10 protein-coding genes are annotated in these 13,293 nt (G+C 35.7%); all 10 read right to left on the reverse strand.

The window, feature by feature from the left end:
* Positions 1-228: 228 nt before the first annotated feature.
* The 10 genes from LS48_RS11735 to LS48_RS11780 all read right to left on the reverse strand — a co-directional run bounded on the left by LS48_RS11735 (position 229) and on the right by LS48_RS11780 (position 13,279).
* On the reverse strand, positions 229-1,251 hold the full coding sequence (locus LS48_RS11735; RefSeq protein ID WP_062622707.1) for a glycosyltransferase family 4 protein: 1,023 nt from the start codon (positions 1,249-1,251) through the stop codon (positions 229-231).
* The gene (locus tag LS48_RS11740; RefSeq protein ID WP_131807722.1) at positions 1,214-2,479 is read right to left on the reverse strand and encodes an O-antigen ligase family protein; all 1,266 of its coding nucleotides are present in this window, start codon (positions 2,477-2,479) and stop codon (positions 1,214-1,216) included. The genes LS48_RS11735 and LS48_RS11740 overlap by 38 nt, the downstream gene beginning before the upstream one ends.
* A 98-nt stretch (positions 2,480-2,577) precedes the next feature.
* On the reverse strand, positions 2,578-3,717 hold the full coding sequence (locus tag LS48_RS11745; protein WP_062622708.1) for a glycosyltransferase family 4 protein: 1,140 nt from the start codon (positions 3,715-3,717) through the stop codon (positions 2,578-2,580).
* A gap of 293 nt (positions 3,718-4,010) precedes the next feature.
* Positions 4,011-5,096, reverse strand: a complete 1,086-nt coding sequence (locus tag LS48_RS11750) for a glycosyltransferase family 4 protein (RefSeq protein ID WP_062622709.1) — start codon at positions 5,094-5,096, stop codon at positions 4,011-4,013.
* A gap of 118 nt (positions 5,097-5,214) precedes the next feature.
* Positions 5,215-6,555, reverse strand: a complete 1,341-nt coding sequence (locus tag LS48_RS11755; protein WP_062622710.1) for a glycosyltransferase family 2 protein — start codon at positions 6,553-6,555, stop codon at positions 5,215-5,217.
* Positions 6,555-7,247 carry an FkbM family methyltransferase gene (locus tag LS48_RS11760; RefSeq protein WP_235811032.1) on the reverse strand — a complete coding sequence of 231 codons (693 nt, stop codon included), beginning with the start codon at positions 7,245-7,247 and terminating at the stop codon, positions 6,555-6,557. The genes LS48_RS11755 and LS48_RS11760 overlap by 1 nt, the downstream gene beginning before the upstream one ends.
* Before the next feature lie 582 nt (positions 7,248-7,829).
* Positions 7,830-8,999: a glycosyltransferase family 4 protein gene (locus LS48_RS11765; RefSeq protein ID WP_062622712.1), complete on the reverse strand. Its 1,170-nt coding sequence runs from the start codon at positions 8,997-8,999 to the stop codon at positions 7,830-7,832.
* Positions 8,996-10,177: a glycosyltransferase family 4 protein gene (locus LS48_RS11770; RefSeq protein WP_131807723.1), complete on the reverse strand. Its 1,182-nt coding sequence runs from the start codon at positions 10,175-10,177 to the stop codon at positions 8,996-8,998. The genes LS48_RS11765 and LS48_RS11770 overlap by 4 nt, the downstream gene beginning before the upstream one ends.
* A 93-nt stretch (positions 10,178-10,270) precedes the next feature.
* Complete coding sequence (locus LS48_RS11775; RefSeq protein ID WP_078056432.1) at positions 10,271-11,380, reverse strand: glycosyltransferase; 1,110 nt, start codon at positions 11,378-11,380, stop codon at positions 10,271-10,273.
* 516 nt (positions 11,381-11,896) lie between these two features.
* Positions 11,897-13,279, reverse strand: coding sequence for an asparagine synthase-related protein (locus LS48_RS11780; protein WP_062622714.1), 1,383 nt, complete (start codon positions 13,277-13,279; stop codon positions 11,897-11,899).
* Positions 13,280-13,293 lie beyond the last annotated feature (14 nt).

A 13,293-nucleotide genomic window follows, 5' to 3' on the forward strand; every position in this document is an offset into this window, starting at 1 on the left:
TAAGGGTTTTGCATTTCGTCTTTGTTTCTGCGATATCTAATTTCTGTTTTTGATGATATTTATTTAACCACAAAGGTCACAAAGTTTTCCACAAAGAACGCAAAGAATCTCTGTGAACTTTGTGTCTTCTTAGTGTTCTTAGTGGTTAAAACTGAATGAAGTTTGTAAATAGAACCTCATAATCTTTCAAACTAACTACTACCACCAATTTTCAAATTTACTTAAATTTCAATCGTTCAAAAGTTTTATCCAACGCTGTTTTACTTTTTCCCAATCAAACCCTTCCGTTTGGAGGCGGGCATTTTTTGCCAGCTCCCGTGCCATTACATCATTTGAGCAAATGGCCTCGATAGCGTTTACAAAAGCCCCCGGATTGTTTGGAGGGATTAAAAGGCCGTTCACATTATTTTCAATCAAAAAAGGCAAGCCGCCCACATTTGTAGAAACTACGGGCATTCCCAAAGCCATCGCTTCCATTACGCTTAGGGGCATATTGTCGAAATTGGTTGTATTTATAAAAATGTCAAAATCCTTTGACAGCGCTATCCATTCCTTTTTCTTCAACATTCCGGTAAAGGTAATGGGCAGCTGCAGTTCCGCCGCAATTTTTTTGCAGCGCTGCAGGGAACCGTCCTTGTCGGGGCCCACCATACAGAGGGAAACATCCATCCCTTTCTTTTTAAGTATTTCTACAGTTTCTAAAGCGAGCAAAGGGTTGTATATTTCTGAAAAGGAACGCACCCACAATAGCTTGGGGGTTATGGACTTCCTAAGCTGAAACGGATATTTTTTAATTTCGAGGGTATTGGGTATGTATGTTATATTCTGAAAGCCGGCAGTTTGAAATTGTCGCATCATATACTTTGATGGGGCTACATTGGTCAAGGCTTTTCCAAAAAGGGTTTTGCTAAGACGTTTCCTATTTTTTAAACGGCTTGGAAGGTTGCCGCCATGCAATATTGGGATATAAGGGAGTTTGAAAAAGCGGCATAAGGCGGCTATAATAACTGCAAAATAAAAGTTTTGGGTACTGTAGGTGTCAATCAAAACTAGTTCAACTCGATTCCTATTTTGAACAGTTGTAAACACCATATCCAGCAATCGAAAGATTTTATCTTGTTTTGAAGATGCTGTTATAACTGCATATCCTTCTGCTTCCAATTTAGTTGAAAGTTCATCGATGGCCGTAGGGTTCTTGCCGTGGACCGCCAGTTTATTTCCTATGTAGAGTAGATTTTTTCTTGGGCGCATAATCTATATTCAACAAACATAAGGCATATATAAAGGCTGGGGCAGCTATTCGCATGGAAGTTGTAATAATAGTAAGAAACCAAAAAATAAGGAAAGGGTAAAAATAAATATTTTTCCGACCATTCAATTTTGTAACCATAGGGGCAAAAATTAATACTAATACTGCTAAAATGCCGAATACACCATGTTCCGAAAGCATTCGGGAGATTTCATTGTGGGAGGCAGACGTGATTCCCATTTCTTCCCTAAATTGAAACTTGCCCTGCCCTATTCCTATACCGAAAAAAGGATTTTCCTTAAAAGCATCAATCTCTACTGCCAATAAATCTACACGGCCAGTAGTAACATCCTCTTTTTCCCTACCTAAAGCATCTTCATTAGCATATCGATTTCCAATTAAACCTCCAGTTTGAATAATGGTATAACCCCATACCAAAAGAGCAACTCCAATAATAGCAAGTACTTTCACGGAAATTTTAGCTTTGGTTTTTAAACCTGTACTGAAATAAATTATAAAAATAAAAGCCAGGCACAATATTAAGGAAACCAGTACTCCCCCACGTGAAAAGGTAAGCAGTGCCCGGTAAGCCATCAAAATCATGAAAAACATCATCGTCCCTTGCACCAAGAGGTTTTTATAAGGGATCAATAAACGTGTAAAGAGGATAAACACCCCCAACCCCAATACCGTAGCTACCTGATTGGGTCCATACCCTCCTGATAGTGCTGCATTTGAAGCGGTTCCCGTAACAACGTCTTGAATATTCGGTGTATATAAAGTAATATAAATGACCATAGCAATTATAGGATAAACTATATAGTCAAGAACATTTAAAAACTTTCGGAATTCAATGGTTCTACCATAACAAAAAATGGCTGCAACAGCTAAACACAGTGGACCACTTAAATTGAATAAAACCGTAGTTCTAAAATTCGCAGTATAATTAATGGCTTCAAGCGATACAAATACCGCAGGTAATAAGAGCAATAAATAAATTATAAAGGGAAGTGCATTTTTTTTAAAACCCAAATATATAATTCCGAGCAACATAAAAAATATAACCGCATATTTTCCTGTCTCATAAAATATAAAGGCTTTAGTCATTCTGAGAAACACTTCAGCACCAGTCATATATGCAGCAGCAAGAAGTACATAGTCTAATTTATTTTTCTTTGTCAGTATCTGAAAAATAAAATATACGAAGACAGCCGCAAGATAGACAAGCATTAAAGAACGGTTTACATAGGCCAAAAAACCAATCAAAATATGAAAGATTATAGCTCTGAATGGTCTAATATTAGAGAATATGCTCGACGTAATAGCTCTCAATTAATTTTATTGTTACTATGGGAATTAATAATTTCCTCCAGTATTCTTTTTCTATACAAGCCAAAGGTAAAATTGGAGGCCACAAGATAGCAATCTGATGCCATTTTTGTTAATTCCTCGGTTTTTTTTGAGAATGCTTCCTGTAACACTTCCCGCAACCGGAGCTCGCTAATAGAATCTAGTAGGAATCCATTGTCATCACAGACATATTGCCCAATACTGGAAACATCAGACACTATAGGAATACAGCCAAAATTCATTCCCTCCGCGATGACCTTTGGAAATCCCTCAGAATCACTGGGCAATAAAATAAAATGCGATTCCTTATAAATCCCAAAAACCTCCTTCCGTTCCAAAAATCCGTGGAATTCAACAGGAAGGCCAAGGTCGATACATTGCTTTTTATAATGGGTCATCTTCGCCCCATCCCCAATCAAGTGAATGGTTTTTATTTGTTCCAGATTTTCCAAGGCCCCAAAGGCATCGATAATTCGTTGTACGCCTTTGGCATCTTCCAGCCTGCCTACAAAACAAAAAGTAAAGGGCGGAGAAAAGGATTTGGTATTTGTTATTTGAAAGCCTTCCTCCCGCTCTTTTTCTGTAAGACACGGATTTTCAAAAGTCAAGCAGTGTTTGGGTTGTTTTGGCCAGCGACCGTTGATAGTTACCTTTCTATTTTGGTTTTTTAGCATCCAACGTTGTAGTGCATAACCCAATGGAGGATTATCTTGATTCCAGTTACCAGCGTATTTGTACCAGCCTTTTTTACTGCTGAAAAGCGTGAGATACGGAATCAAAAAAACACCGATGCCCGTGGGCGTCCGCAATTGGAAGACATCCACTTGCCGCAATGTTTTTTTTACCGTGGCTATTATTTGCGGAATATGCTGTACAATTTTTAACTTATTGCCCATCCCCTTTCCGCCAACCGGTTTTAGGGGAACAAATTTTATATTTGGTGCCGTATAAGGCAGAGAACTTGGCGGCGGCGGACCGACATGTAAAAAAGCGATGTGATATATTTCCTCAAAATCCTGTGCCAGATGGTTTAGCTCGCTAATAGTGGGCCCCCAACCTACGACTGCTCCGTCAGGCCTTTTGTAATGTTCGGTATGGGAGATGATGGCGAGTTTCATTTCGGTTGGCGGTTGTCTGTTCGCAGTTGTCGGTTTTTAACCACAAAGAGCACAAAGAGTATCACAAAGGGCACAAAGTGGGTTTCTTAATTTTATTTTTGTTCTGTTGTCGGTTGTTTGTTTGTGGTTGTCGCTTTTGGATGGTGTCAATAGTTATTTTCCACAACCTACTAAACATCCCCCTAATCCTCCCTAGTTAAGCTCGGGACAGGCTCTTGATAGAGGGAACCAATTCCGTTTTAATAATGGCTATTAGTATTTTTTATTGTCTTATGTTTCTATTCTTGTTTCCTTCATTTTAAAATATCCAAATATAACTTAATCACTTTATCCCACTTAAAATCCTGGGACCAGGTTATTGCATTTTGGGAATAGGTTTCATAATTGTTTAATATTTCTTCCAATGCATCAGCAAATTCATTCGGGTCCTTGGGGTTAATCAACTTGCCGGAAACCCCATTGTCTATTGCGTCTTCAATGCCACAGCCTAAAGATCCGATTGCGGGTATTCCTATCTCGTTGGCTTCCAAAATGGCAATTCCAAAGCCTTCTGCATCACCTGACTTTGTGGTTTCGCTCAACATAACAAAAACATCGGCTTGCTGCAGCAATTCTATTTTTTCTTTTTCCGAAACTTTTCCAAAGAAAACCACGGCCTCCTCTACTCCTAAATTTAGAGCTAATTTCTCCAATCTATCCCTGTCAGTTGGAATGCCGACTATATGATATTTGAGATCGGGATACTTTTTTAAAAGAAGTGGTAAAGCGTTTATAATATTTTGCTGCCCCTTACGCTGGGTTACATTGCCAACGGTTATCAACACAGGAACGGGGTCATTTTTAGTTGCAACAATAACCGGAAGTTGTATTTCGAATCCATTCGGAACAACTTCAATTTCCTTAAATGATAAATGAGAAATCAAGGATTTGGTATAGTTGCTTACAGCAATTACCTTATTAAAACGTTTTAAGGAGCGGTCTGTTAGCTTTCTAAGTATTTTATTGGATAATTGCACTTCACTGCCGTGAATGATGGCTATAAATTTATTTTTAGAGAAAAAAGTGAGGAAGGCGCCTAGCCAAAGTGAAAACTTACCAGAACAAATTATAAGCTCGTTGTGGCGAAGCAGGGAAAAAGCAGTGGCGATACGGTTAAGGTAGCTGCGAAAAATTATTTTTTTTCGTACAATTCTGATTACTTCAAAAGAAAGATTTTTATCGAAAATTTTTTCAGCCTCACCATTGGCTGACCGGGCATCGCATACCAACTGAATTTCAAATCCATTATCCTGCAAACCTTTCGCCAAATTATAGGCGTGATTGCCAATGCCGCCGGGTTGGGGAGGAAATTCGGAGGTGAGTATAAGGATTTTAGGCATTAAATTTAGGGTTTGAAAATCATTATTAATACGTGTATTTTTTTACCGCAGAGACGCAGAGCACGCAGAGTAAAAAATTAAGGGCATCTATATCTTTGCGCCCTCTGCGCCTCTGCGGTTAAGAATCGGTACTTAGTTCTTCAATCATTGCCCCTTCCCTTAACTTCTTTGTCGCCAATCTCCAAGAAATATAGACTTGCAAAAGTACGAATGGAAACAAAAATAGGGAGATTAGCATCCCCAAGGCCAACATTTTTTTGTTTTTCTTATAGCGGTAAGGGATTATGGATTGGGGCACGCTTCTTAAAATGGCCAATAAGGATCTTTTTCTGCCAAAGTATTTTCGATAGAGATACAGCACGCTGGGGATGGGCCGTGGGGCAAAGAGTTTTTTGGGACGGAAGGCGTCCCAACTTCCCATTTCACGTAAGCCGCCAGAACCTACCTTTAAGTGTATTCTTCCGGCATAGGGATTTGAAATATTTCTAAACCCGCTTAAATAGGCTCTTAAACCAAACTCACCATCGCCCATGCGCTGTTTTTCAAATTGACGGTCGAAAAGACCAATCTCTTTAAAAACCTGCTTTCGTATGAGAACGTTACCTGTATCTATTTGATCTGAAATTCTAAAGTAGGAATAATTCTTCGGGACTTCAGCACCGACGGCAGAAATGGAAATGCCAGAGGAAATTTCAGCTTTAAAAAAATCGAGACACTTAAGGTGATTGGTAATCCAATTGGGTTCTACCCTACTGTCATCATCAAAAAGGAGAATGTATTCCCCTTTTGAAATTTCAATGGCGTGGTTTCGCGCCAACCAAAGCGCCCGTTCGGTTTGTTGTACAAGTTGAATTTCTAAATTAAACTTTTTGTAGAAATCTGCCTGAAACGGAGTGGATTGATCTACTATGATTACCTCAAAATTGGTGTACTCCTGTTTTTCCAAATCCTCCAGAACATCCTTTAAATATTCATAACGATTAAGAGTGGGAATAACGATACTCACCAAAGGATTTTGGGACACCAAAGATGACTGAAAAGAATACCATTCTGAATATATAATAGGATGCAGTTGATAATTACTTCTTTTTACATCGCTACTCTTTTTCCAAGCAATAATTTCACGTAACGGATTTTTAAAAGAAAAGAGCCGCAACATCAAAACATAGAAAACCCAGACCGGATGGAAGTATTTCCGCAGGAAACGGTATTCGTCCACGAGGGGAACCTTTTCAAAGGAAGTATAAACCTCTGCATTTCCTATATATCCTTTATTAACCGCCTGCCAAGAGAGATCGTATTCGCTTGCTTTTTCACTTTTGAAATTTGGTTCTGGCTGTAGTTGTGCTAAAATTTCTTCAGAAAGTTGAATATACTTTGGAAAAATAGAAGTTCCGTCTTTTCGATATAACTGAAAATAGTGGGTGGGTTGAAGGTATTTTAGAAATTGAAAAAGCATTATGTAGTTTTTGGAATACAAAAAATATTTTCTGGAAGTTGATTTCCAATGTGGAATGTCTTCAATTCCATGTCGAGTATCTGATAATTATACTGACTAAAAAAATCGAGAATTTGTTTATTTCCATTTGTTTCTACAATAAAAATTGGTTTGCACCTTTCAATTAACTGAACGGCTCCCTTCAAAATATCCACTTCTATTCCGTCCACATCAATTTTAACCAAATGACAATGTTCCATGCCATTTCTCTTGAAGAAAATATCGAGAGAGACCATTTCAATACTGGTACTGTGTATATTTTTAGATTCGGGATCAATGGTATTTGAAGTAGTAGGGCTTAAATATAATTGTATATTTCCTTCCTCCCTCCCCACAGCAAGGTTGTGCAAATCAATAAGACTTCCCAAGTTATTGGCCTGAATGGAGTTTTTAAAACTGTTGTGGACATTTAAATTAGGTTCGAACGCTATAACCTTCCCATTTCGGGCAATTGTTTGCGCCCATACCAAACTCAAATATCCAAAATTGGCTCCAACATCCAGGACCACGATAGTATCATTTAACCACGGGCTTCTTTTTACCAGAGTAATTGCATTACGAAGCAAGGTGTTTTCAATACCAGCTTTTTCCGCCTTTGAAGCCACTTTTAACGAGGCGTAAAATTTAAAGGATACTTTATAGTCCAAATACATTTTTTTCACCCACACGGAGGTTTCTCTAAATGCACCTTTGGGACGCAAAATTAAATCGCGGATAGGTCTTAATATTTTGGACTTTCCAAGAATTTTTTGCGCTCCTTTAGGTATCCAGACGTAGAACTTCCTTATAATACTACCTACCATTTAAAAATTCTTAACAAACTTCTAAAGTCATTATCTTGTATCATATAAATTTGTTTGATTTCTGTAAATCTATTAAATCATTCTTAGATAATGCCTACTGAAAATCTTTTACTTTTTTTTCTACTTGGCATCACACTTTGTCAGTAGCAACACCATGTGCTTTTTCCAGTCTATAATGTTATGCTGAAATAGCAATCCGCGACAGTTGATGTAATACTAGATTTTTGGGCAGTAGAGTTCTATTTTAATAATTAAAATATTTCTGGATATTAAACCGTTAGTCTATCTGATTGTTGATAAACTTCGGCACCTCGACAACGCTCAGCAAAGCTTATTTTTCCTTTCGCTTCGCAAAAGTAATAAACACTTGAATTGACATTGATCTCAGTCTCGGGATTAGTTTCCATCTCAGGCGGATAGTATCAATATTTTTTATGTATAAAAATCAACAAACTTCTTTTGTTGATTTTCTATATTGAACTTCTCTCTCACGCGCCTTTGAGCGTTATGAGCTATTCTTTTCTTATGTTCAGAATCCAATTCTATTACTTTTTGGATTCTTTCTGCTAGCATATTTGGAGCATATTTAGGCACTACCCAGCCTGTTTCGTTATCGAGAATATTTTCAGACAAGCCTTCCGCATCACTGACGATACAAAGTTTCCCCATTGCCTGTGCCTCTAATACCGCATTACAAAAGCCTTCTTGAATACTATATTGAATATAAATATTAGAATTATTTAATTCATCTTTAATTTTTTCGTGTTTGATTTTCCCGGTAAAAGTTATATAATCAAGAAGATCCAATTGATATACTGCAAATTTCAATCGCTCATATTCTTCACCCTCTCCAATGATAGTATAATGAAAATCGATACCCTCTTTTTTTAAAAGAGCAAAAGCCTCTAAAGTATATTCTAATCCTTTTTTCCAATGCAAACGGGCAACTGTAATAAAACTATTTTTAACGGAAGGTAATTGGCAATCTTCTTTTTTAAAATAGAAAGTATCAATTGCAGGAGTTATTTTTATAATTTCAGCCTTTCCATTATATCCATGAGTATAAAGTAAAGCTCTAATATCATTGGAAATCACATGAATTTTATTCACTTTATCCCAAAGTCTTAAATAACATCCTGGGTTTTTTAAAGGATAAACTCCTATATCAAATCCTCGAAAACTTACTGCCATCTTTGCTCCAATAGCCTTAGCCACATTCTCTCGGTTAAATACCATGGTTCCAAACCCAAAGTGCAACCAATCTAGTGGTTCAGCAATAATATGGCTATTGCCAATAACATTTTTAATCCTTTGAATAACTCCCAGCCCATCTTCTCTATCCAATAAAAACAATCGTTTACTTTTATTGAAATGAAATACTAATGAGTAAACTAATGTAAATATACTTATAGAGCCTACCGTTAATAAACTCCCGCTAAGTTTAGGAGCAACTTTACATTTTGTAGTATTAAATGTTCCTTTTTTTGAATTATTTACAAAAACAACAACTGTATGCCCATGGGCTTCGAGACCTTTAATTTTATTGGTAAAAAAAGTTTCTGAATAGGCGGGGGGGGATGGTAAAACTAAACCTATTCTCATTGCTCGGTAATTAAAACTTTTTGATATAAATCCAGCATTTCCACTATCATCCTTTTGTGATTATGCTGATCTTCAATTGTATTTCTTGCACTTGTTGCAATCTTTTGATACGTAGGCAAAGGGAGTTCTGATATCCTCTTTAATGCTGATGCCATAGCTTCAGCATTTCGTATTGGCACTAAAAAACCATTCTCATTATCAACAATTACTTCATTCATGCCACCACAATTAGTAGAAATCACTAGGGTTCCCAAGGCCATTGCTTCAAGCACAACATTTGCAATACCCTCCTCCACACTAGGAAGTAATAAAACGTCAGCTTGTCGTATAGATACTATCACCTCTTCAAAAGACAATTTTTCCAAAAATAAAACTTCATTTTCTAATTCTAATTGCGACCGATGATAAATAAGTTCTTCATCTGTTCCAACCCCAACAATGGTATATTGAAAATTTACTCCCGCCACTTTAAGAAAATAGGCACTATTTAAAGCGTATGTGTAGCCCTTTTTCCAATGGGCCCTTCCTATTGAAAGAATTTTTAAAGGTGTATTTACCTCCACTATTTTTAATTGAAATGGCATTTTTTCTAATTCTAAACCGCTATACACCACGTTAATTTTATGCAACGCTGCATTATATTTCATAGCTTCCAAAGAGATGGCCTTTGAAACGGCGTGAAAGCCATCTACTTTGGGAAATAAGGCCTTATATGTTTTAGCTATTTTGGAGTCAGCCAAAGGAGAATAATTAATATGGGCACCTCGTAAACTTATAATCAATTTCATTCCAAATTGTTGCACCCAAATCCAATCTTCTATACTCTTGGCCCATTGAAGATGAAAAACATCGGGGCAATGATATAACACGGGATAATATTTAAGCCTCAGTACTAATTGTCTTTTTTTACTCCTAGAGATAATCTTATCAAGCTTTCGTTTTTCTTTCGGTTTTATTAAAAACAACAAAAAAGTGTATCTAATTAATAGAAGCAACTTACTTAACTTATTAGAATATGTGATATAGGTACTATTTGGAAGAGAAGGAACGCTTCCTTTTTTTAAACCAAAAATAAAAACCTGGCTACCTGTAGCAGCCAATCCCCGAGACAATCGTTCAATAAACGTTGTACTGGGTACTATACCGGAATAGATAGCTATTTTAATCCTTTTGCTCAAGATTTCTTTTTGTAGAAAACTATATTGTTTTGGTTAGAAAATGGATCCTACTTATAAAAATTTATAATAGCAATATTTCAAATGGAATAAAAATTATTCCCGTTTCAAGATTTTCTTATAAAGTTTAGAATTCATTTTAATAAAATGTTCTAATGAAAATTCGTTCTCTACATGAGTTCTCATATCTTTTGCTAACTGAACACGTTCTTCTAAACTCATATTCAAAATTCTCAAAATAGCTGCCTTTAGGCTTTCTACATTATTAGTTTCAAATAAATAGCTAGGAAAAGGTTCTAAGATATCCTTAATTCCGCTAACATTCGAACCAATTACAATATTTCCTGAAGCCATAGCCTCTAAAGGTGCGATGGGTAAACCTTCAGCTAATTCCAAGGTTGGGATAACAAATAAATCGGCTATGGCATGATAGGGTCGAACATCCATTTTCTTTCCTAAAAATTTGATGTTTAGGTTTCCCTTTGTCAATTCTAGCAGTCCTTGTGCATATTCGCCTGTATTATTTCCAACTATATAAAGTTTAATTTGGGGGTTGTTCAGTTCAATAATAGCTTTTATTAAAATCTCGATCCCTTTTTTTGGAATTAGATTCACTACAGAAATAATTATAAAATCATTTTTATCAATTGTTAATTCTTCCAATAATGTATTCTCATTTTTTAATCGAGGAACATAATAATGTGTATCGACCCCCAAGGGTATTGCCTCTATTTTATCAGGCATCCTATCCTCAAAGAATGACTTCATATCATCATTAATGGTAATTATCTTTGCGCTTAAAGCACTTCTCCATTTCCATGCCTTATTCCCCCACCCCATAGCTTTTTTAGTATATATCCAAGGGATTCCAGCTAATTTGGCGGCTAAAGGTTCTGAAAAATCTGAACTCCAATGCCAAGAATGTATGATATCAAACTGATGATTTTTAAAAAACAAAATTATTTTCAACAATCGAAATGGAAAGGAAAAAAAGGGTCTATAGTTAATGGCAAATGGAAATACATGGATTTTCACCTGTAGTTTTTCAATCTCTTCCATGAAGGAACCTTTAGTATGAAAACAACAAATCTCTGGTTCAAAAATTGTTCGATCCAAATTATTAATCAAATCATATACAACCTTCCCACTTCCGGCAGTATCAAAATTAGGAATAGTATATAATATTTTTATTTTCTTTTGTATCATATTTCTGCCCATAAATATAAGGTTATTCTATACTTAGAAAGTTTCTATTTGCAATAATTTTCATGCCATCTATAAACACTTTTGACCCTAATTTTATAGTAATGGAATTTAATAAATATAAAATTTTAAATCAATACTGTCGGACAAAGAGATAAGACCGCTACGCTGAAAGAACAAAGATCTAAGACTTAAATCGAAAATCACTGAAAATTAAATATTTAAAACTACTAATAGTTAAAACGAAGGTTCGGTTTTGGTTATATATACTAATTATAAGTAAGTTCCTTAATCAGAAATAGCAAAACATTTATTTATTTGAGTTTAACAGATTCGTTTCAATTTTATCTGACAACAATGATTTAAAATGTAGTAAAGCCCTGGGGTTTTTGAGATAGAAATTTGAAAAGGCCATTCTATTAGGAAATCAGCAACAGAGTATAATCATTAAAAATGACCCAAATCTTGTACAGCAAGCTCCTAAACCGGAAGTATACACTTATAGAATGAAATTTAAACCTATGCATTAAACTTCTCTTGAAACAAGGCTAATGTTAATAACATACTTACTGGGTGGGAATAAGTAACTGCGTTCTTTTCTTTAAAATTATCATAGAAAAGTTGGATAATTTCTTTCGGTACAAGTTCCATTAGTTTAGATTCAAACAACCATTTCTTTAAGTGTTTATCATTTTCCGCTCCAACAAATTGCAATTCCCAATTCCTAGAGATATGTGGTTTTCCAATAAAGCCATTAAATTCACGTATAATCTTATCTGTTACTCTATAAGGGATATTAAATGGCGGCTTATTGAAATGATAATTATTTAAATTAAACGGTTTTTGCCCATGCCAGGTGATTTTTGCTAAATCAGGAGCATTTTTTTTAATATAGGCAATTTGCAACTGTCTGTTTGATAAATAGTTCTCCGGAATGGTACAAATAAATTCACACATCCTAGAATCATAATAGGGCAATGTAACAGGCAACACTTTCTCAAAAACAGATAAATTATTAGAAGACCATCTTGCAACAGAAAATTGCGTTTTAAATGCCCGTAATTTAGCATTTGTATTTTCAATTTTAATTTCCTTTAATAACGCTCTTATTCGGGACTCAAAATAACTTTCAAAGGAACCTTTCAAACCCCAAGCAGCCCATAATACAGTTGCCAATTCAAAACCACCCTTTTTAATAAGCAGTTGAATAGCTTTTTGCACTTCTTCCTCAAAAGACAATTGGGGAAATCCAAAGGAATCAAACATTAAATCGCCCATGTGTCCTAACGAAAAAATGTCGCCCATTGCGCAGTATTCATCAATAAATGCCATCTGACGAGGATGCGTAAATTCGGAATAACACTCATTTATAGAAGCCAATTCTTCTATAACATTCCATAAATACCCCCTTTGAATGGTAAACGATTGAAACGGAAATTGACAAGAATCGGCAATTTTTTTTGCAATCTTACTCTCATTATAACCCCCATCAAAAGAATAACTGTACGTATTCAAATTGGGATGATTTCTCAATGCCACCGCTTGTGTTCTACTATCGAGCCCGCCCGATAAAGGTAAAACTACTTTTTGACCGGTTGTTTGTTTCTCTATAATAGACTCAAAGAGTTCGGAAAATTCCTTTAGAGTATTCTCAAAACTAATTTCCCGTGGAGCAGAGTGCCATTCAAACCATTTTTTAGAGCTCACCAAAAAAGATTCATCATCTATAATAGATTCAGATCCAGGTGAAAGTATAATTTTATCTCTCCAATAAGTATCTGTGTCCAAAAAGAAACCAATTGCCGAAAAAACACAGATGGCCTCTAAATGTAATTCGTGTTTCCCTTTAACATTTGCAAAGGTCTTTGTAATTGGAATTATTGGGGTTTTAATTGTTTTCATTAGACATTTGAATT

It is taken from the genome of Aequorivita aquimaris, from assembly GCF_001573155.1.
In the GTDB taxonomy this organism is placed as follows: Bacteria; Bacteroidota; Bacteroidia; order Flavobacteriales; family Flavobacteriaceae; genus Aequorivita; species Aequorivita aquimaris.